Below are 20,921 nucleotides of genomic sequence, written 5' to 3' on the forward strand. Positions count from 1 at the left end.
CATGCGCACCGGAAGGGCCCGCCCTGACGGGAGGCTGGGGAAGGCCCTTCCGGGATCTGGGGGAGCGAGGGCGTCAGGCCTTCTGCGCGGCCTCGTACTCCTTGGCGAACTCCTCGGCGGCCTTGTCGCCGCCCTTGGCCTTCCACTGCTTGACCATGGAGGCCCAGTCGGAGAGCGTCTTGCGGCCCTGGACGATCGCCTTGATCTCGTCCTCCTTGAAGAGGTTGAGCTCGTTGAACTTGGCGTTCCAGGTCGTCGACGTCAGACCGACGGTCGGGTCCGAGAGGCCCACCTCGACGATCTCCGTCTGGAAGGCGTGGCGGCGCTTGACCGCCTCGGCGGCGCCGGGCACGGCGGAGGGAAGGAACAGCACCTGCTGCCCGCAGGCCATGAAGCCGACGCCCAGGGTGTCCTTGTTGTCACCGTTGAGGGCGAAGTCGTTCTGGACCGGGCTGCCGTCCTCGCCCCGCTCGAAGTGGGTACCCTCCACGCCGTAGGTGATGAGCTCGTACTCCTTGGTGCCGAACGGCGCGGCCAGGTAGTCCAGGACCCGCAGCAGCAGCTTGATGCGGTCCTTCGGCGCCTTCTTCAGCACCGTGAAGTAGTCGGCGCCGGGGGAGAACCAGTGGCCCGGCCGGGCGCCGTTGGCGGGCTTGAACGGGCGGACGACATCGAGGGTGAAGCCGTCCTTGATGGCCGTGGCGTCGCCGGCGAAGCCGATCGAGGGGCCCGAGATGGTCGCGGCCTGGCCGCTGCGGAAACCGGAGGCCGAGTCGTAGTCGGGATTCTTGGGGAAGACGCCGGCCTTGTACCACGCGGCCAGCTGCTCGACACCGGCCTTGAACTCGTCCGTGCCCAGCTGGGTCTCGAACTTGCCGTTCTTGACCGAGAAGGCGTGGGGCGCGCCGAACATCGGCACGATCGAGTTGAAGCAGTACGCGCCGGCGTTGCCGCCGCCCATGGCGACCTTCTTGCCCCCGCTCAGCTCCTTGAGGCCCGCGGTGTAGTCCTCGACGGTCAGCTTGCCGATCTCGGGCACCCAGATGCCGGCGCTCTTCATCAGCTCCACATTGGCGCTGACGACATGGCCGACCCGGGGGCGCTCGACCGGGCACTTGAAGAGCCTTCCGTCGATCCGGCCGCCCGCCTTCCACGCGTACGTGGGGATGGCGGCCAGGTTCGGGAACTCCTTGATGGCGTCCCCGGACAGGAAGTCCGTGAGGTCCTGGCACTTGGCGGCGATCAGCTCGGTGGAGTTCGGCAGGTTGGAGGAGACCGCGATGATGTCGGGCAGTTCCCCGCCCGCCACCAGCGCCGCGAACTTCTGCGCGGCCTCCATGCCGGGTACGACGGTCAGTTCGAGGTCGACGCCCAGCTCCTTGTTGAGCGCCTGCCACAGCTTGTGCTTGGCCTTCGACTTCGGCGGGGCGCCCCAGGTGATGGTCCACACCTTGACCTTGGAGCCGTCACCCGGCTTCTCCGCGACGGACTGCTTCAGGTCCTTCGGGTAGGAGGTGAAACCCGGCTGGACGCCCTTCTCGGTCGGGGCCAGCTCCGGCTTCGGCGCGTCGGGGTGCGGTATGTACGACGGCCAGGGGGCCAGGTCCTTGCCCGCGTTGCCCAGGGCCTTGCCGCTGCCGCCGCCGGAGGAGGAACAGGCGGTCAGGGAGGCCCCGGTGGCGGCCAGAACGGTCCCGATGCCGAGGGCTTGCAGGACGGATCTGCGGGAGATGGCGGAACTCATGGGAATGCGACTCCTGTCGGCGAAGAAGCGATAGAGCGAAGAGGGGAAGAGTGAGGCGGCGCGCGGGACGGTCCCGGGCTAGCTCTTGATGGCGCCGGTGAGCACGCCCTTGGTGAAGTAGCGCTGGATGAAGGGGTAGACGAGCAGGATCGGCACGGTCGCCAGGACGACGACGGCCATGTTGACCGTCTGCGGGGCGTAGTGGACCTGCTCCGCGGCGGCGCCCTGGACGTCGATGAGCTTGTTGTTGTTGAGCCCGGTGACGTAGGTGCGCATCAGCGTCTGCAGCGGCCACTTGGAGGAGTCGTCCAGGTACAGCAGCGCGCGGAAGAAGTCGTTCCAGTACCCGACCGCGTAGAACAGGCCGACCACCGCGATGACCGCCTTGGACAGCGGGAGCACGATCGTCCACAGGATGCGCAGCTCGCCCGCGCCGTCCAGCTTGGCCGACTCGAAGAGCTCGCCCGGGATGCCCTGGAAGAAGCCCCGCATCACCACGAGGTTGAACGCGTTGACCAGCACCGGCAGGAACAGGGCCCAGTAGGTGTTGCGCAGGCCGAGGCTGTTGACCACCAGGAAGCTGGGGATCATGCCGGCCGGGAAGAGGAAGGTGAAGAGGATCATCACCATGACCGGCCTGCCGCCGACCACACCGGGCCGGGCCAGCGCGTACGCCAGCATGACCGTGCTTGCCAGGCTGAACAGTGTGCCCGCGAGCGTGATCCCGATGGACACCATCAGCGAGTCGGTGACCTGCCCCTGGTCGAAGATCCGCTCGTACGCGGTGAACGTCCACTCCTTCGGCCACACCGCGTAGCCGCCGTTCTCGATGACCTGCTGGTCCGGCGCGAAGCTCGTGGCGATGACGACCCAGAAGGGGACCACCACGGCGACGACCGTGACGATCAGGGCCAGGCCCTTGGCCGCCTGCGTGGGGAGCTTGGGCTTCTCCTTCCACGCGGGCCGTTCGCTGCGCGTGAGTGCGGTGATGCTCACCGGTACACCCCCTGCTCGCCCATCCGGTGGGCGATCTTGTTCGTGGAGAAGACGAGCATGGCGCCGATCACGCCCTTGAACAGTGCGGCGGCCGCCGCAATGCCCCAGTTCTGGTCCCTGATGCCGTGGTGGTAGACGTAGGTGTCGATCACCTCGGCCACGTCCGGGCCGAACATGTCGCGCTGGAGCAGGATTTGCTCGAAGCCGACCGAGAGGATGTCGCCGAGGCGCAGGATCAGCAGGAGGATGATCACGGCCCGCAGCGACGGCAGGGTCACGTGCCAGAAGCGGCGCCAGGGGCCCGCCCCGTCGAGCGCGGCCGCCTCGTACAGGCCCTCGTCCACGTTGTGCAGCGCGGCGAGGAAGATGATCGTGCCCCAGCCGCACTCCTTCCAGATCAGTTCGACCACCATCAGCGGGCGGAACGCGTCCGGGTTGCCGAAGATGTCGAGCAGATGGCCGTCGGAGCCGCCCAGCAGCCCGTTGACCGCGCCGTCGGCACCCAGCACCTGCTGGAACAGGGCCACCACGATCACCCATGAGATGAAGTGCGGCAGATACACCACGCTCTGTACGAACTTCCGCAGCCTGCCCTGCATGAGGCTGTGCAGCAGCAGCGCCAGGGCGAGCGGCACCGGGAAGTAGAAGACCAGCTGGAGGAGGGAGAGGACCACCGTGTTGAGGGCGGCCTGCCAGAACGCCGGCTCGCTGAACAGCGCCTGGAAGTTGGCGAATCCGACCCACTCGCTCTCCCACACGCCGACGAACGGCATGTAGTTCTTGAACGCGATGGCGTTGCCGAAGAGCGCCAGGTACTGGAAGACCAGGAAGTACAGGACCCCTGGCGCCATGAGCAGCAGGAGGGTCCGGTCCCTGCGTATTCGGGCCCACCGACCGCCTTTGGGGGGCGCCGAGTTCGTACGTCGGGGTGGGGGCGCCGTCCGGCTCCGCGTACTGCGGGGCGCCGGTGGATCGTCCACGGACACGGCCATGGTGCTTCCCTTCGCTGCGCTCGGCCGCCGCTCCGGCCGCGTCCGGGCCATGCTCGGGCATGGCGAACACGGCCGGGTGGCCGTTCTGTTGCGGTGTGGGGGTGCCGTCGTACGCGACCATGGACGGGTCGTGTCGTGTCGGTCGAGCGAAGTTTTGAGCAGCGAGCGGAAGAGCGTCAAGACTTTCGCATAAGACTTTGCTTTTTTGGTCTAAGTGATCAGTCTTGCAAAGCCCGTGCGGGGGTCCCGCACGAGGCGCGTACCCGCAGGTCGGGGAGGAGTTCGAGGTGGTGCCGGGCGGGTCGGTCGCCGGCGCCGTCCGTTCCGTCCGTCCGCTCGCCCAGGCGCTGGAGCAGCAGGCGCGCGGCGGCCTGCCCCACCTCGTACTTGGGCAGCGCGACCGCGGTCAGGGGGAGGTCCGAGAGCGCGGCGACGTCGTCGTCGTAGGCGACCAACGCCAGGTCGCGGGGGACCTCGATGCCGCGGCTGCCCAGCAGTTGGACGAGCATGATCGCCTCGACGTCGCTGAGCACCACTGCCGCGGTCACCTCGTGCCGGCGCACCGCCTCGGCGAGCCCGTTCAGCGCCGCCTCCTGGTGCGCGGGATCGCGGTCCTCGGTGTGGAAGTCGAAGCGCTCGAAGGGGTATTGGGCCAGGCCGAGGGTGCGGACCGCCGCCTCGAAGCCGGCCTGCACCTGGACCTGCGTGGCGCTCGGCCCGGCGACCAGCGCGATCCGCTCGTGTCCCAGGGCGGCCAGGTGCGCGACGGCGAGCCCGGCCCCGGCGGCGTGGTCGGTGCAGACCCGGTCCTGCGCCACGGCCGCCGTGCCCGGCGCGGCGCGCCGCTCGACCAGCACGGTCGGCACCCCGAAGTCCAGGCCGGGGGAATCGGGTGAACTCAGGCCCTCGTGCCAGTTCGGGGTGAACAGCAGGCCGTCGACACCGCTCTCCAGCATGCGGTTGATCTGGAAGTCCTGGCGCTGGTGGTAGCCGGAGATGCCCAGGACCAGGCGGCCGCCCGCGGCGATCGCGGCCTCCCGGGCGCCGCGGATGATCTCCGCGAAGTAGTGCCGTGACTGCGGGGCGACCATGCCGAGGACCGGACCTTCGGAGTCGCTCTCCGCGGCGGCGGGTGCGGGGGCCTTGGCCGGTGGGGTGCTTCGGCCCGCCCGCTGCAGGCGCTCGGCCGAGGACGGCGCGTCCGGCCAGGAGACGACTCCGCGCGCCCGGTTGACCAGGCCCTTCTCCGCGAGCACATCCACATCGCGGCGGGCCGTGACGGTGGAGATGTCGAGGTGCTCGGCGAGTTCGACCACGCGGACGACGCCGCAGGCCTTCACCAACTCGAGTATGCGCTCGTGTCGTTCGTCCATCGTGAACCGCACGGCATCGCTCCCGGACGTCGGGCCGCGCAGACGTGCCGCACTGGGTGGCGCGCACCGTCGGACGGCTTGAGTGGCGCTGACAACGGGAAGCTTACTACTCCGATCGTCGTGTTCCATTTTCGAAAATCGCTCTTGACGATGGAAAGCGCTCTCCCTAGAGTCGGCCGGAACCCGCAGGAAGCCCGCCCACCCGCAGCCCGACCGGGTCGAACCAGAAGGCAGACCACCATGACGATGCAGCCGTGGTTCACGGAGGCCAAGCTCGGGATCTTCCTGCACTGGGGGATCTACGCGGTCGACGGAGTCGCCGAGTCCTGGTCCTTCTTCTCCGGAAGCCTCCCGTACGAGACGTACATGCGGCAGCTGGACGGCTTCACGGCCGCACGCTACGAACCCGCCGAGTGGGCCGCGCTCTTCGAGCGCGCCGGGGCCAGGTACGCGGTGCTGACCACCAAGCACCACGACGGGGTCGCCCTGTGGGACACCCGGGCCACCGACCTCTCGGTCGTCAAGTCCACCCCGGCGGGGCGGGACCTGGTGGGCCCGTTCGCCGACGCCCTGCGCGAGCGGAACCTGCGCGTCGGCCTGTACTTCTCCCACAACGACTGGAGCCACCCGGACTACCCGACCGTGCGCCCCTCCCGGCTGCACAGGCCGTGGGTGGACAACCGGTTCGCCATGCCGCTGCCGGGCGAGGAGGACCCGGAGGCCTGGGAACGCTATCTGCGGGTCGTCCACCGCGGCCAGATCCGGGAGTTGATGGAAAACTACCGCCCCGACCTGCTGTGGTTCGACGGCGCCTGGGAGCGGGACGAGGAGCAGTGGCGGCTGGGCGAACTGCGCGAACAGATCCTCGCCCTCGGCCCGGAGACGGTCCTCAACGGCCGCATGGGCCGCCACGGCGACTACGCCACCCCGGAGTTGGGCGTGCCGATCACCCCGCCCGACGGGCCCTGGGAGCTGTGCTACACCCTTGGCGACATGTGGGGCTACCAGCCCACCGACACCGCGCACAAGTCCGTACGCGAACTGGTCCGCGTCTTCGCCGAGACCATCGGCGGGGGCGGCAACCTCCTCCTCAACACCGGGCCCAGGGAGGACGGCACGATCCTGCCCGAGCACGCCGAGCGCCTGGAGGGCCTCGGCCGCTGGATCAGACGCAACGAGGAAGCCGTCTACGGCACCGTCGCCGGGCTCCCGTACGGCCACCACTACGGCCCCTCGACCCTCGCGCCCGACCGCCGCACGCTGTTCCTCTGCTGCTTCGACCCGCCGCGCGGCTTCGTCGAACTGCGGGGCCTGCGGAACAAGGTGCGCCGCGTCTCGGTCCTGGGCACGGGCGCCGAACTGGCCCACCGCGTCGTCGGCGGCTTCCCGAGCCGCGACGTCCCCGGTGTCCTGCGGATCGAGGCCCCGGCCGTCACCGACCCCGAAGCGACGGTCCTGGCCGTGGAGCTGGACGGCGAACTGGACCTGTACCGGGGGCAGGGCGAGGGCTGACCGCAGCTGGTCGACCGGCGCGCGAACCGCCGGGTCGGTCGCGAACGCGCAAATTCCAACACCAATACTTCGCGAAAGAGTTGATTTTCGAGAGATCGCCTCTCTAGGCTCGGGCCGACCGGGCGTGCCTGCTTCGGTCAGGATTCACCTGGGCTTTCCGTCACTGCTGTGGTGAAATCCCCCCACCGGCGGCAAAGCTCCTCCACGATCATTAGTTCATTCCGAACGACCCTGGAGAGAACCGCCCGTGAACGAACTGAGCCGCCGTCGGTTCATGCAGGTGACCGGTGGCACCGCCGCCGCGTCCGCGCTGTCGACGAGCATCGCCCGCGCCGCCTCGATAGCTCCGCACCACCGCACCGGCAGCCTGCGCGACATCGAGCACATCGTCGTCCTCATGCAGGAGAACCGGTCCTTCGACCACTACTTCGGCACCCTGCGCGGGGTTCGCGGCTTCGGCGACCCGCGCCCGGCGGCCCTGCCCGGCGGCAAGCCGGTGTGGCACCAGTCCGACGGGACCCAGGAGGTCCTGCCCTTCCACCCGCAGGGCGACGACCTGGGTCTGAAGTTCATGCAGGGGCTCAACCACGACTGGAAGGGCGGCCAGAAGACCTTCAACCAGGGCAATTACGACCAGTGGATCCCGTCCAAGACGGCGGCCACCATGGCCTACCTCACCCGTGAGGACATCCCGTTCCACTTCGAACTCGCCGACAAGTTCACCGTCTGCGACGCCTACTACTGCTCGCTCATAGGCTCCACCGACCCCAACCGCTACTACATGTGGACCGGCTACACCGGCAACGACGGCACCGGCGGCGGCCCCGTCCTCAACAACGCCGAGGCCGGCTACGACTGGACCACCTACCCCGAGCGCCTGGAGAAGGCCGGGGTCTCCTGGAAGATCTACCAGGACACCGGCGACGGCCTCGACGCCGCGGGCAGGTGGGGCTGGATCCTCGACGCCTACCGCGGCAACTACGGCGACAACTCGCTGCTCTACTTCAACCAGTACCGCAACGCCGCCCCCGGCGACCCCCTCTACGACAAGGCCCGCACCGGCAGCAGCGTCAAGAACGGCGACAACTACCTCGACGACCTGCGCGCCGACATCAAGGCCGGCACGCTCCCGCAGATCTCCTGGATCGCCGCGCCCGAGGCCTTCACCGAGCACCCCAACTTCCCCGTCAACTTCGGCGCCTGGTACATCGCACAGGTCCTCGACGCCCTCACCGCCGACCCCGAGGTGTGGAGCAAGACGGCCCTGTTCATCACGTACGACGAGAACGACGGCTTCTTCGACCACCTCGTGCCGCCGTACGCCCCCGGCTCGGACGCCGAGGGCAGGTCCACCGTGGACACCACCGGCGAGCGCTACCCCGGCTCCAGCTCCTTCGTGGCCGGCCCCTACGGAATGGGCCCGCGCGTCCCGATGCTCGTCGTGTCCCCGTGGAGCAAGGGGGGTTGGGTCTGCTCCGAGACCCTCGACCACACCTCGATCATCCGGTTCATGGAGCGCCGCTTCGGCGTCCACGAGCCCAACATCACGCCCTGGCGCCGCGCCGTGTGCGGCGACCTGACCTCGGCCTTCGACTTCTCCCACGCCGACCGCCGGGTGCCGGAACTGCCGGACACCGACGGATACGTGCCCCCGGACCGCGACCGGCACCCCGACTTCAAGCTCACCCCGCGCCCCGACGCGGCCATGCCCCGGCAGGAGCCCGGACTCCGCCGCGCCCGCCCGCTCCCGTACGACCTGTCGGCCGATGCCCGCCGCACCCCCGAGGGCCGGCTGGAACTCTCCTTCGCCAGCCGCGGAAAGACCGGCGCGGTGTTCCAGATCCGCTCGACCACGCGCACGGACGGCCCGTGGACGTACACGGTGGAGGCCGGAAAGAAACTGTCCGACACCTGGGCCCTGCCCACAGGCGACAGCGCCTACGAGTACTCGGTGCACGGGCCCAACGGCTTCTGGCGCCGCTTCGCGGGCAAGGGCGGCGGCGCGGGCCCCGAGGTCACCGTCCAGACCGGCCGCACCGGCCCCTCCGACCATTCCGGCTCCTCCGGCCCCTCCGGCCCCTCCGACCATTCCGGCCCTTCCGACCGCTCCGGCTCTTCCGGCCCCTCCGGCCAGGCGCAGCTGACCCTGACCAACAACGGCACGGCAACCGTCCGCCTCACGGTCACCGACGGCTACGGCAACGCCGCCCCCGCCCACTACCGCCTGCGCCCCGGCGCGCACGCCGTCCACACGGCGAACACGACCCGCACCCACGGCTGGTACGACCTGGCGGTCACCTCCGACCACGACGACACCTGGCTCCGCCACCAGGCCGCCCACATAGAAACCGGCCACCCCACCACCAGCGACCCAGCCATCGCCACCACCTGACCCAACGAGGCGCGCGTCTTCTCCGGGACGGCGCGTCTCCCTACGAGATGGCGGCGGACTTGCTCGAGGACGGCCGGCCCTCTCGATGCAGCCACCTCCCGTGCGTCGACCCACGGGAGGTGGGGCTGGGCCTGCTCTGGAGAGAGGGACCGCTCGTCCGTCTGAGATGGGTGTGCATGCCGGGAGCAAGACAGCTACAGCTACACGCTGTTGACCCAAACCTTGCGCGGTGCGGCGAACGTCTCGCCCGTGCTGGTGAAGGTCCACAGAGCGGTCACCCGACGGCCGTCTGCGCCCACGCCGTAGTCGTAGGAGATGGCGATGTCGGCTTTGCTGTCGCCGTTGTAGTCGCCGGCGACTGGTTTGCTGGCGTTCCAGTTCCAGCTGTCGGTGCCGCTGTCCCATACTTTTCGGGGTGTTGTGGAGCCGTTGTTGGTGCCGGGGAATAGCCAGAGGCCGGTCTTGCGTTTGTTGTCGCCGGTCTGTCCGTAGTCGTAGAGGACGGCGATCTCGGCTTTGCTGTCGCCGTCGAAGTCACCGGCGACCAGCTTGCTGGCGTTCCAGTTCCAGCTGTCCGAACCGCTCTCCCACACCTTCCGGGGCGCCTCGAAACCGTCACCGCTGGCGGTGAACCACAGGGCGCTCTGGTTGCGGCCGTCGCCGCTCTGTCCGTAGTTGTACAGGACGGCGATGTCGGCTTTGCCGTCGCCGTTGTAGTCGCCGGCGACTGGTTTGCTGGCGTTCCAGTTCCAGCTGTCGGTGCCGCTGTCCCATACCTTTTGGGGTGTTGTGGAGCCGTTGTTGGTGCCGGGGAATAGCCAGAGGCCGGTCTTGCGTTTGTTGTCGTTGGTTTGCCCGTAGTCGTAGAGGACGGCGATGTCGGTCTTGCTGTCGCCGTTGTAGTCGCCGGCGACTGGTTTGCTGGCGTTCCAGTTCCAGCTGTCGGTGCCGCTGTCCCATACCTTTTGGGGTGTTGTGGAGCCGTTGTTGGTGCCGGGGAATAGCCAGAGGCCGGTCTTGCGTTTGTTGTCGTCGGTCTGTCCGTAGTCGTAGAGGACGGCGATGTCGGCTTTGCTGTCGCCGTCGAAGTCGCCGGCGATCAGCTTGCTGGCGTTCCAATTCCAGCTGTCCGAACCGCTGTCCCACACCGTCCGCGGTGTCTTGAATCCGTCACCAGTACCTTCAAGCAGCCATAGGCCGACCTCATTGCGTCCGTCCCTGGACCTGCCGTAGTTGTGCAGCATGACGACGTCGTCCTTGCCGTCGCCATTGAAGTCGGCGGAGGCGGTCAGCTGCTCCTGGGGCCTGGCGAGCACCTGCTGGATCCAGGGATTGATGTCGTCGACGCGGGTATTGATCGCGTCCTTGCGGGACGCGCTCGAGCCAAAGCAACCGCCCTGCCAGGACTGGCTGTTGACGGCAACAAGATCAAAACCACCATTCTTCTTCCGGAAAGCAGGACCGCCGGTGTCACCCTTGCATATGCTGGCGCCTTCAGGGTTTATCCCAGTGATGCTGACCGAGGTGTCTTCAACCGAGTCCACACGGAACGCGGCGGCATGCAGCTGATCAGGAACCCACTCGTCCTTGGTCCGGCCGTATCCCACCACCTCGAGGGTCTCCCCCACGGAGGGCGCAGTGTGGCCCAGCGTCAGCGGCGTGATGTTCGGCACCGGCTTGGCCAGCTTGACCATCACCAGGTCACGGTCGGCGCGGGGAACGAGCTCGACCACCTCCGCTACCTGACCCGCATGGCTGAGGTCGGTACGGCCGACGGTCGCCGTGGTCTTGAGCCCGGGAGCCCCGGCGGCGATCTTGAAGTCCTTGTCGGGGGCGTCGGCAAAGCAACTGCTCGCGGTGATCACCCATTGGCTGTCCACCAGAGCGCCGGAGCAACTGCGCTTGCCGGCACCGATATCAAGCCTCGCGGCGAAAGCGTAGCCGGAGTCGCTGACGCCATCTGTGCCCGAGAGGGCGGCGGCCGGCGATGTGGTGACCAGGCAGGTCGCAGCCGTTGCGGCTGCCAGGAGACCTGCTGCCCATGCGACACATGAATTATTTCCAGGCATGTTGGTCCTTGGGTGTTTCGGAGCGTGCAAAGTATGCGGCCCGGCTGAGGCAGTTCCGGGCGGCATCAACGGCAGGATGGGCGAACTCGTATATCGGAATTACTGGTTGGGAGTTACGCAAGTCGACGATCGTCGCTCACCTGCTCGTGCGAATCTCGACCAGAACGTACTCGCGGCCTTGCGGATCCGTGGCCTCCCCTACGGGTGTCCATTCACCTTTGGCGACCTCGACCTCCTGTGGCTTGGTCTCGGGTGTGGTGAGGGTGACGTTAGCGGTGTGGCCGGCCGAGCCCTTGATGATGTGGACCGAGGGGATTTCCAGAGTGAGATAGCCGGAGGTTCCGGTGGTGCGGAAGCAGATCTTTTCGTTCTTCCGCGACACCACTTCCAACAGTCCAGGTCCTGAGGAGCAGTCGGCGAGAATGATGTGACCGTCGCCGCGCTTAAGGGTGATCCCCTTTTCTTCCTTGATTATTTCGGCGCCCGGGTAGTTGAAGTCCTCGACCGCATAGCCGGGTTGTTCATCGGCTGCCTTCATCTGTGTGTCGGAGCCGCTGGCTTGGAGGGAGGGCGTGGTGGAAACGAGTGCGGCAGCGCAAGCTGCGGCAGCCGCACCAGTGGCGATGATCCGGCGGGCGAGCTTCATGCGAGGTCCCTTGTTGAAAAGGCGAGTTGAACTGTGACGCGGAAGACCTGCCCAGCACGGGCAGGGCTTTGGCACGCAGTTGCCCCGTTTAGTCACAGAGTCACCGAATCCAACCATGTGCACCCATCCGGCATACTCGCCCAAATCGGGCATTTAGTGATTAAGTGTCATGAAGGCTCGTTGTGATCTTTATCGCGCCTTTAGGTGATCTAGTCGGTGGCCAACATGCCCTTTACTTTCATATGGTCACTACCACCCGGCACTTGCTGCTCCTGCGAACTTGCCTGCTGGCCCGGGGGTGTGACGGCTCATCGCAGAACTCTCTGCCCGGCATGCCGCTACAGGTGGGCTCTCGCCCGGCATCGATCCTGAAGGACCGTTTTGGACACCATCTTTTGGAGCAGGCGACGCGTTCTCGGAGCTTTGGCGGCCGCCACGACTGCCGTCGCTGTCCCAAGCCTCGTCCTGAACCCCATGGCCGCTTGGGCCGACGCCCCGTCGGACGACAGTGATCCCTTCAACCTGCCCGACACCGACCGGGCGAAGGTTGTCGGGGCATGGCTGCTGGGCGGTAAGGCCGCTCGCGCTGCCGCAGAGGCGGCACTGGCCGGCTCCGACGCCGACGTCGAGACCTTCCTGACCGTGGAACTCCCCAAGGCCACGGCGGAGGACAACCGTGTCGCCGTCGGCACCTCCCTCGCCGGAGGCGGTAAAGGCACTCGACGCGAGGCATCCAAGGCGCTCGATGACGGTGATGCGGCCATCGCCGACTACCTCAAGGACGGCTTCAAGGCCGGCATCATGGAAGACCTGCGCGCGGCTACCGCGACCGTGATGGCCATGGGGGCCAAGGCCGTACGCCGTGACGGCGGCGCGGCCCTGGACGCAGGCAGCCAGGGCGCCCTGGAGAAGTACCTCGTCGAAGGCCAGTACACCGCCCGTCTGGAAGACATGCGCTTCGAGGTCTCCAAACTCCTGGTGCAGGCAGGCCCGGAGGTGAAGAAATACGCCTCCCGCGCCTTGGACGGCTCCGCCGGCGACGTCGAATGGTTCCTCGACAGCGGCCAGCACATTGCCCGCGCCCGCGACCAGGAGGCCGCGACCATCGAAGAACTCGTCGCGGTCGTCGAACGCGAGGGCAGCAACGCCAACGCGAAGACGAAGCAGGCTGAGGAAGCCGCCGCCCGTGCCAAGCAGGCTGCGGAGAAGGCCAAGGAAGCAGCCGAGAACGCTGCGGCCGAGGCCAAGGCGGCCCAGGACGATGTGGTGAAGTCAGGTAGGGCGGCCCGCAAGGCGGCTGGGGCCGCGCAGGGGGCGGCCGACTCTGCCCGTGTCGCCATCCGCGCTTCTCACGCCGCTGTCCAAGCCTCCCGTCGTGCCGCCTATGCCGCCACCGCCGCGAACCAGGCCGCAGCCGCCGCCGGATACGCCGCTGCCAGGGCATACGGCGCCGCCATCGCTGCTTCCAAGGACGCCTCCAAGGCATCCGCAGCCAAGGATGCCGCCGTCATCGCCCGCAACGCCGCGGCCAAGGCCCGCAGCGCGGCGGAAGCCTCTGACCATGCTGTCAACGCCTCGGCTCAGGCCGCGGGTGCTGGATTGGCTGCCGCCTCGGCCGCCCGTAACGCGGCCGCCGCCGCGGCCGCTTCCGCTACGGCCGCGTCCGCTGCGGGCAAGTCGCAGGCAGAGGCGGCGGAGGCCAAGCGGCAGGCCCGGATCGCGAGTGCTAATGCCTCGATCGCTGTCAATGCGGCCGGCACGGCGCAAGCCCTGGCGAACACCGCAGCGGCGGCGGCCCGCACAGCACGCGATGCGGCGAACAGGGCAGCCGGCCACGCGGAGAAGTCCGCGGAGGCCGCCGAGTGGGCTGCCAAACATGCGGGCCAAGCTGTCGAGTATGCGAACAAGTCGACAGAGTTCGCCGACCAAGCCACCAAGGCCGCGAACACCGCCACCGAGGCCGTAAACCAGGCGGTCGAGGTGGAGAAGAAGGCGCGTGAGGCCGAGTGGCAGCGCTTGGATGAGGACCTGAAGCAGGCGACCGAAGAGGCTCGCCTGCTCGCGCAGATCGAAGAGCAGGAGAAGGCGGAGCTCGCCGACAAGCGTACGCAGGCCGAGCAGACTGAGCAGTCGACGAAGGATCTCATCGGCCAGGCCGAGGCGGCATTGAAGGCAGGCGATACGAGCCTTGCCGCCACCCGCGGGCGCAAGGCGGCCATCGCCCTGATGAACTCCCGCGGCAGCTGGTCGCGGGAAGCCGCGCGCTTCGCCCTGTGCGGCGCGGAGGCAGACATCCATGCCTGGATCGACACCGACCGACAGATCGCGCAGGAGCAGGACGACCGGGAGACCGTCCTCTACCTCGCCCAGATCTCCGGCCCGGATGTCGCTGATGCGGCGGCCAAGGCGTTGGAGAGCGACGTCCCGGGTGCCGTAACGAAGTTCCTCACCACTGGCATCAGTGATGCGGCCGCGGACGACAACCGTGTCATGGTCGGCCGCATCCTGGCCGACAACCCGGGCAAGGCCGTAAAGGAGGCGGCGACCGACGCCTTGGACGTAGGAACAGCCAAGGCCCTCTACGACTTCCTCAGCAACACGTTCGCAGGGGCGCAGCGGGAGGACGACGGGGTCGCTACCTCCATCCTCATCGCCAAGGCGGGGCCTTACACCAAAGCCCATGCCCAGGCCGCGATGGAAGGCCCGGCATGGATGCGCCGCAATTTCATCGCCTCGGTCCAATACAGGACCGCACAGCTCGACTACGACTCCGCCACCCACAACGCCGCCATACAGGGCTCCATTGCCGCCGCCGGGAAGATCGCCCACAAGGCGCAGGAAGACGCGGCCCGTGCGCAGGAGGCAGCGGCCAAGGCCCGCAACGAGGCAGCGAAGGCACTGGAATGGGCCGGCAAGGCGAAGAATTCGGCCAAACAGGCCGACGACTATGCGACGAGGGCGGACGCGAACGCGGACGCCGCCGAACAGTCAGCCAAGGCTTCCCAGGCTTCGGCCAACAAGGCGAAGGAGGCAGCGGCCACTGCCCGAACCGCTGCGCGGTCGGCGAACTACTCCGCCAACCGTGCTGTGGACGCCGCCGGCCGCGCGGTGGCTTCCGCCAACTCCGCCCAGGGCTCAGCCACTTCCGCCCGCGCTTCTGCCATCCAGGCCGGAAAGGACGCCAGGACGGCGGCAGCAGTTGCAACCGAAGCGCACCAGATTGCCGCAGCCAAACGGAGGGAAGAAATCGAGGCGGCGGCCAAAGAAGCAGTAGAGGAAGCCCGAAAGACCAAGGCATCGGGAAAGAACCCGGCGGACACCCCAGAGAACGACAAGGTCAAGGACGGCCTTCCCTGGTGGAAGGAAGACGCACGGTGGCTGGCAAACGCCACCAACCGGGCCAGCATCGCTACCGGATTTGCCGCTGCTGGATTCTTTGTCCTCGGCCTGGTGGTGAGCGAGTTCGCCCCGCCAGTTGGGGCGGGACTTGAGCTGTTTGCGGGCCAATTGGCGAATGTCTCCCTCGTGTTTGCTGGACTCAACGTCGTGTTCACTGGAATCGGCTACGGTTGGACGAGCGGCGAATTCAAGTCATCCCTCGCAAGCGCCGCCCTGAGCGTGATCACCTTCGGCCAGTCCAAGTGGATCGGCGCTCTCGGCGGATCTCGGGTCGTCGCGAAGAGCATGCAGGTCGGACACGATCTCGTATCCCCGATCACCGGCTTGTTGGGATCTCCCTGATTCTGACCGAAAGTACTGTTGGAAACCGCGGACAAGGGTCGGCCATTCACCTGCCGTTGACCCTTGTCTGCTACAGAAAGGATCTGGCATGCTCGCGCAGCTTCCCCTCTCCTACCTGCTGCTCATGGCGGCTTTGGCCACTTTCATCTTCTGTTTCTATATGGACAGATGGCTGAAGATACCCAAGGTGACAGCGATGTCTTTCGTTATTTCCGTCGGGTGCTGTCTGGGCATGATCGCAGTAGGCGGGCTTCAGTATCAGCAATGGAGCCCCAAGCAGATGCTGGTCATGTACTCCTTTGGGTGGCTCGGGCTCACAGTCGGTCTCATTCCATCCAGGAAACCCGCCCTCAACTATTACGATGAATGGCGTCGAGGTATCAGGAGGGAAAAATACGAGTATTCGAAATGGTGTGCAATTGCGCCGGCCATTTCGGTCACTCTCATGAGTTTTTTGGGATTCATTCTTTCGATGTGACTGCATACCGTCCGACGGAATGCCGGAATGCCGGAATGTAGGGTGAGAGGTGTGCGGAAACGGCACTTTTCGGCCTGACGCGGGGCGGGTCAGTGGGGTTGGCAGGGGAGTGGGCCCCCCGGCGGACGGATTTTGGTCAAGAACCATCTCCAACCAGGCGAATGCGTTCACGGTCGACGAGATGGCGACAAGATGGGCTTGGGTAACAGAAGGGCTTCGGCATGCTTGCGCAACTCCCCCTCTCCTACCTGTTGCTCATCGCAACTGCCGCCACTCTCACGTTCTGTCTTTATATGGATAGGTGGCTGAAGGTGCGCAAGTTGGCGGTGGCATTTTTGGTGATCTCTCCGGCGTGCTGCCTCGGAATGGTAATAGCGGGTGGTCTCCAGTACCAGCAGTGGAGCCTCAAGCAGATGCTGATCATGTACTCATTTACGTGGATCGGAATCACGATCGGCCTTGTTCCACCCAGGAGGCTTGTTCTTGAATATCTAGAGGAATTTCAACAAGGTGTAAAGAGGGAAAAATACGAGTTCCCGAGATGGCAGTCCATGGTTCTGTGTATTTCGACTACCGTCATGATCGTGGTGGGGTTCGTTCTTGCGACATGACCACACGGCGAACACTACCCTCACCCACGGCTGGTACGGCCCGGCGGTCACCTCCGACCACGACGACACCTGGCTCCGCCACCAGGTCGCCCACATATTTCGATCAGCAACGCATGGGGTTCATTCGTCGAGGAATAGCGCTTCGATGCTCATGTCGAAGAGCTTGGCGAGACGGAAGGCGAGGGGAAGGCTCGGGTCGAACTTCCCTGTTTCGATGGCGTTGATCGTCTGCCTGGACACGCCGGCACGCTGAGCCAGGTCGGCCTGCGTCCAGCCCCGTTCGGTGCGAAGGTCCGTGATGCGGTTCTTCATCGGTATCGGATCTTGCCGACGAAGAAGGCGATCACAAAGACGACTCCCATGAGCACGGGGAGGGCGGCGATATCGACGTCGCGGGCGACGAGGCCGGCGGTGTTCGCAACGACGTAGGAGAATCCGACGACCCACCCCACGCCGAGGGTGACCGCCAGCGTATCCTGCATGATCTTCCGCTGCAGCTCATCGAGCGCGTGGAGAAAGCGCGTGAAGGCGACGATCCAGCCGACGCCGACGGCGAGATTGACGGCAACGGCGGCCCAGCTCGCCACCCGCTGCGGCGGATCCCATAGGAGTTGCGGGCCAAACTTGGCCAGGGCGAGGGTCGCCACCCAGGCGAGTGTCCAGAACACAAGCCGAGCGGACGCCTTGATCTCGTTATGCGCTTGCACGGGCGCCATCCTTCAATGCGATGTCAAGTACACTTGACACGCTACGAAGGGCCGGTGCCCGATGTCAAGCACGCTTGACATCGGGCACCGGCCTTGTGGTCGGCGATCCAGACGCGGACGCTCTTGGAGCGGTGGGCCGAGTGCCGGTCGACGATCAAGTCGACCTCCGGTCGAAGTGCCCGACGAGCCGGGCGAGGAACCGGCACATGACCTTCGCGCCGAAAAACTCGGTGAAGACCATGAAGTACATTCCGGCCACATGTGCTGACCACGGACATTGCGTTCAAGGAGAACCGGTTTCCCGGTACGACGGACGACCGGAGTCTTCCCCTGCTCACCCCAGGTACGGCCGGTGACCCAGTCCGAGCGGACCCGACCTCGTCGACGAACAGAACTTCGCCGTTCCCCGTCTTCGCTCTGACCCAAATCGCCGGCCTGTACCAGCTCACCCACGCATTGCCAATGAGCCTGAACTCAAAGCGCTTTCGGGCCAAATAGAAACCGGCCACCCCACCACCAGCGACCCAGCCATCGCCACCACCTGACGGGAAAGGCAGTCGCCGTCGTCGACGTGGCGGTCGTAGGTTGCCGGTATGGACGTACAGCGACTGCGGCAGGCCGTCGAGGAGGAGTTCGCCGCCACCGGGGCGGCGACTCCTCCGTGGCGCGACCCCCATCCCGATGGCGCGGCGCCGCTGGACGAGGAGTACTCGAGATGCCTGAACCCGGGTAAGTACCGCATCCTCTCCACCCGTACCGCCGCCTGGGCCCGCGCTCTGAACAGGCTCGGGCTGGCTGCGGTCGAAGAGGTCGAGAACCACCTCGCGGCATGGCGGGAGACGCCGGTCGAGCCCCTCGACACCACGACGAAGCTGCGCCCGGCCCGCGCCGACGCGGTCCCCCTGGTGCTCGGTACCCGGCGCCTGGACGGCGTCCCCGGCACGATCGTCACGCTCGGCGCCGGCGAACCGGCAGTTGAGCTGACCACACTCCCCGACTGCGGCTGCGACGCCTGCGACAGCGGCTCCGAGGCGCTGCTGGAGGAACTGGACGAGTACGTACTCGCCGTGGTCACAGGAGACTTGGTGCACGTGACCAGAGGGCCGGGCACGCTCGTGGCCACCGGCAGCGGTTGGTCAGCCAGCGATTGGCCGGAAACCGAGCCGATCGAGACAGCACTGGCCAAGGCCCGTGACGGCCACTCTCCACACCACGTCGTGCAGGGCCCCACCTGGCTGTAACCGCCCGCTGGGCCCCCGCTTCAGCCGGTTGACGGCCACCGCGAGCAACACAAAGAGCCCCACCCCCCGAAGGGGATGGGGCCCACTGCGCGACGGATTAGATGTCGAAGTACAGCTCGAACTCGTGCGGGTGGGGGCGCAGTTGCATGGGGGCGATTTCGTTGGTGCGCTTGTAGTCGATCCAGGTCTCGATCAGGTCGGCGGTGAAGACGCCGCCGGCCTGGAGGTACTCGTTGTCCGCCTCGAGGGCGTCGAGGACGGCCGGGAGGGAGGTCGGGACCTGCGGGACGTTCGCGTGCTCCTCGGGGGCGAGCTCGTAGAGGTCCTTGTCGATCGGCTCGGCCGGCTCGATCTTGTTCTTGACGCCGTCCAGGCCGGCCAGGAGCAGGGCCGAGAAGGCGAGGTACGGGTTCGACGACGGGTCCGGGGCGCGGAACTCCACGCGCTTGGCCTTCGGGTTGGAGCCCGTGATCGGGATGCGCATCGCGGCGGAGCGGTTGCGCTGGGAGTACACCATGTTCACCGGCGCCTCGAAGCCCGGCACCAGGCGGTGGTACGAGTTCACCGTCGGGTTGGTGAAGGCCAGCAGCGACGGGGCGTGCTTGAGGATGCCGCCGATGTAGTAGCGGGCGGTGTCCGACAGACCGGCGTAGCCCTGCTCGTCGTAGAACAGCGGCTCGCCGCCCGCCCACAGCGACTGGTGGACGTGCATGCCCGAGCCGTTGTCGCCGAAGATCGGCTTCGGCATGAAGGTCGCGGTCTTGCCGTTGCGCCAGGCGACGTTCTTCACGATGTACTTGAAGAGCATCAGGTCGTCGGCCGCGGCCAGCAGCGTGTTGAACTTGTAGTTGATCTCGGCCTGGCCGGCGGTGCCGACCTCGTGGTGCTGGCGCTCGACCTGCAGGCCGGCCTTGTTCAGCTCCAGGGAGATCTCCGCGCGCAGATCGGCGAAGTGGTCGACCGGCGGGGCCGGGAAGTAGCCGCCCTTGTAGCGGACCTTGTAGCCGCGGTTGTTCTCGAGGGCGCCGGTGTTCCAGGCGCCGGCCTCGGAGTCGATGTGGTAGAAGGACTCGTTCGACTTGGTCTCGAAGCGCACGCTGTCGAAGACGTAGAACTCCGCCTCCGGGCCGAAGAACGCGGTGTCCGCGATGCCGGAGGAGGCGAGGTAGGCCTCGGCCTTCTTGGCGATGTTGCGCGGGTCGCGGCTGTACTGCTCGCCCGTGATCGGGTCGTGGATGAAGAAGTTGATGTTCAGCGTCTTGTCCCGCCGGAACGGGTCGACGCGCGCCGTCGACAGGTCGGGTACGAGCGCCATGTCGGACTCGTGGATCGCCTGGAAGCCGCGGATGGACGAGCCGTCGAACATCAGCTGCTCGGTCGCGTCGAACGCCTCGGCCGGGACCGTGAAGTGCTGCATCACGCCGGGCAGGTCGCAGAATCGGACGTCGACGAACTTGACGTCCTCGTCCGCGATGAACTTCTTCGCATCGTCGGCGTTCTGGAACATCCAACTCCTCCTAGCCCGCCGCCAGGGGCGCGGGATTGCTTCGGTCGCGTTGGCCAGTGCGGTGGCACGCTGGGCCGACCTTAGATTTCCGGGATTTCCCGGGCATGACCCGATTGTTTCGCCGAGGTTAACCGGCTGCCTGCCGGGCACACCGGCCGTACTCCCCATCAAACACCCGGCACGGGGTTCCGCGCCCGCGCCGACGCGGTGCCGCCGCCCGCTGAGAGCCGGGCGTGCGCCCGGCGCCGCCCGCCCGCCCCGCGCGTCGGGAACCGTATGCGGTCCCAGTACCGTGGACTGGTGGACAACAGGCAAGCAATCGGATCGTGGCTCTCCGGCCCCCGCGCCGCGGCCGAGGAGATGGGCGTCGACTTCGGGTACCGGGGCCGGCGGCTCGGGCTGCCGCAGGAGGGGCCCGGCTCGATCGCGCCCCTCGGACGGCGCTTCGGGGCGCTCTTCGTCGACTGGGCGCTGTGCGTGCTCATCGGCTACGGGCTCCTCGCCCGCGGCGATCTGAGGTCCGCGAGCGACTGGGCGCTGCTGATCTTCCTCGTGCTGAGCGTGCTCACCGTCGGCACCGTCGGCTCCACCCCGGGCAAGCGGCTGCTCGGCCTCCGGGTGATCTCCGCCGACGGCGCCCGGCTCTCGCTGCCGTACGTGCTGCTGCGCTCGGTGCTGCTCGTCCTGCTGNNCCGCGACGGCCGCGGCCTCCACGACCGCCTGGCCCGCGCCGTACAGGTCCGCATCTGACGCGTTGCGCGTACAGGTCCGCATTGACGGCTTACGCGTAGCCGTACGGGTCCGCATCCGGCGCGTTACGCGGTCCGAGTCCGGGCCCCGCACCAGGTTCGCCAGGCGCGGGCGTTGGCAGGACAGGCGGGCGTCGGCGGGACAGGTGGGCGTGGGCGGGAG

General features: G+C 67.1%; 16 protein-coding genes. 7 read left to right on the plus strand and 9 right to left on the minus strand.

Going from position 1 to position 20,921, the window contains the following annotated elements:
• Window positions 1–73: 73 nt before the first annotated feature.
• From AOK16_RS02295 to AOK16_RS02310, 4 genes are all read right to left on the minus strand, one after another.
• A complete protein-coding gene (locus AOK16_RS02295) occupies window positions 74–1,744 on the minus strand; it encodes an extracellular solute-binding protein (protein ID WP_055470513.1) in 1,671 nt (556 codons plus the stop codon).
• 78 nt (window positions 1,745–1,822) lie between these two features.
• The gene (locus tag AOK16_RS02300) at window positions 1,823–2,734 is read right to left on the minus strand and encodes a carbohydrate ABC transporter permease (RefSeq protein ID WP_055470528.1); all 912 of its coding nucleotides are present in this window, start codon (window positions 2,732–2,734) and stop codon (window positions 1,823–1,825) included.
• A gap of 2 nt (window positions 2,735–2,736) precedes the next feature.
• The gene (locus tag AOK16_RS02305) at window positions 2,737–3,591 is read right to left on the minus strand and encodes an ABC transporter permease (RefSeq protein ID WP_055470514.1); all 855 of its coding nucleotides are present in this window, start codon (window positions 3,589–3,591) and stop codon (window positions 2,737–2,739) included.
• A 359-nt stretch (window positions 3,592–3,950) separates the two neighbouring features.
• Window positions 3,951–5,105, minus strand: coding sequence for a substrate-binding domain-containing protein (locus AOK16_RS02310; protein WP_338058465.1), 1,155 nt, complete (start codon window positions 5,103–5,105; stop codon window positions 3,951–3,953).
• Between the two features lie 240 nt (window positions 5,106–5,345).
• Between AOK16_RS02310 and AOK16_RS02315 the strand changes: the two genes are divergently transcribed.
• Together AOK16_RS02315 and AOK16_RS02320 are read left to right on the plus strand one after the other, a co-directional pair.
• Window positions 5,346–6,617 (plus strand): alpha-L-fucosidase, encoded by a 1,272-nt coding sequence (locus AOK16_RS02315; protein ID WP_055470516.1) that lies wholly within the window; start codon window positions 5,346–5,348, stop codon window positions 6,615–6,617.
• Between the two features lie 247 nt (window positions 6,618–6,864).
• Window positions 6,865–9,009 carry a phosphocholine-specific phospholipase C gene (locus AOK16_RS02320; RefSeq protein WP_055470517.1) on the plus strand — a complete coding sequence of 715 codons (2,145 nt, stop codon included), beginning with the start codon at window positions 6,865–6,867 and terminating at the stop codon, window positions 9,007–9,009.
• A gap of 200 nt (window positions 9,010–9,209) precedes the next feature.
• On the opposite strand, the gene AOK16_RS02325 is transcribed toward AOK16_RS02320, so the two are convergent.
• Together AOK16_RS02325 and AOK16_RS02330 are read right to left on the minus strand one after the other, a co-directional pair.
• A complete protein-coding gene (locus AOK16_RS02325) occupies window positions 9,210–11,078 on the minus strand; it encodes an FG-GAP-like repeat-containing protein (RefSeq protein WP_169790849.1) in 1,869 nt (622 codons plus the stop codon).
• A gap of 136 nt (window positions 11,079–11,214) precedes the next feature.
• Window positions 11,215–11,724, minus strand: coding sequence for a hypothetical protein (locus AOK16_RS02330; protein WP_055470519.1), 510 nt, complete (start codon window positions 11,722–11,724; stop codon window positions 11,215–11,217).
• A gap of 474 nt (window positions 11,725–12,198) precedes the next feature.
• On the opposite strand from AOK16_RS02330, the gene AOK16_RS02335 reads away from it, so the two are divergent.
• The 3 genes from AOK16_RS02335 to AOK16_RS02345 all read left to right on the plus strand — a co-directional run bounded on the left by AOK16_RS02335 (window position 12,199) and on the right by AOK16_RS02345 (window position 16,554).
• On the plus strand, window positions 12,199–15,465 hold the full coding sequence (locus AOK16_RS02335) for an ALF repeat-containing protein (protein WP_240483322.1): 3,267 nt from the start codon (window positions 12,199–12,201) through the stop codon (window positions 15,463–15,465).
• Window positions 15,466–15,553: 88 nt separating this feature from the next.
• Window positions 15,554–15,943, plus strand: a complete 390-nt coding sequence (locus AOK16_RS02340; protein WP_055470521.1) for a hypothetical protein — start codon at window positions 15,554–15,556, stop codon at window positions 15,941–15,943.
• A 221-nt stretch (window positions 15,944–16,164) separates the two neighbouring features.
• Window positions 16,165–16,554, plus strand: a complete 390-nt coding sequence (locus AOK16_RS02345; RefSeq protein WP_055470522.1) for a hypothetical protein — start codon at window positions 16,165–16,167, stop codon at window positions 16,552–16,554.
• Window positions 16,555–16,674: 120 nt separating this feature from the next.
• Here the strand turns inward: AOK16_RS02345 and AOK16_RS02350 are convergent, their stop codons facing one another.
• On the minus strand, window positions 16,675–16,866 hold the full coding sequence (locus AOK16_RS02350; protein ID WP_055470523.1) for a helix-turn-helix transcriptional regulator: 192 nt from the start codon (window positions 16,864–16,866) through the stop codon (window positions 16,675–16,677).
• Entirely contained in the window at window positions 16,863–17,261 is a 399-nt protein-coding gene (locus AOK16_RS02355; RefSeq protein WP_055470524.1) for a hypothetical protein, read from the minus strand. Before AOK16_RS02355 ends, AOK16_RS02350 begins: the two co-directional genes overlap by 4 nt.
• A gap of 593 nt (window positions 17,262–17,854) precedes the next feature.
• On the opposite strand from AOK16_RS02355, the gene AOK16_RS02365 reads away from it, so the two are divergent.
• Window positions 17,855–18,502 (plus strand): DUF6226 family protein, encoded by a 648-nt coding sequence (locus AOK16_RS02365; protein WP_055470525.1) that lies wholly within the window; start codon window positions 17,855–17,857, stop codon window positions 18,500–18,502.
• A 97-nt stretch (window positions 18,503–18,599) separates the two neighbouring features.
• Here the strand turns inward: AOK16_RS02365 and glnA are convergent, their stop codons facing one another.
• Window positions 18,600–20,009 (minus strand): type I glutamate--ammonia ligase, encoded by a 1,410-nt coding sequence (gene glnA, locus AOK16_RS02370; RefSeq protein WP_055470526.1) that lies wholly within the window; start codon window positions 20,007–20,009, stop codon window positions 18,600–18,602.
• 300 nt (window positions 20,010–20,309) lie between these two features.
• Here glnA and AOK16_RS02375 point away from each other — a divergent pair.
• Window positions 20,310–20,699, plus strand: a 390-nt coding sequence (locus AOK16_RS02375; protein WP_240483323.1) for an RDD family protein, incomplete at its 3' end; no start/stop codon positions are given.
• Between the last annotated feature and the right edge of the window lie 222 nt (window positions 20,700–20,921).

Origin of the sequence: Streptomyces pathocidini (assembly GCF_001418495.1) — a bacterium.
In the GTDB taxonomy this organism is placed as follows: Bacteria; Actinomycetota; Actinomycetes; order Streptomycetales; family Streptomycetaceae; genus Streptomyces; species Streptomyces pathocidini.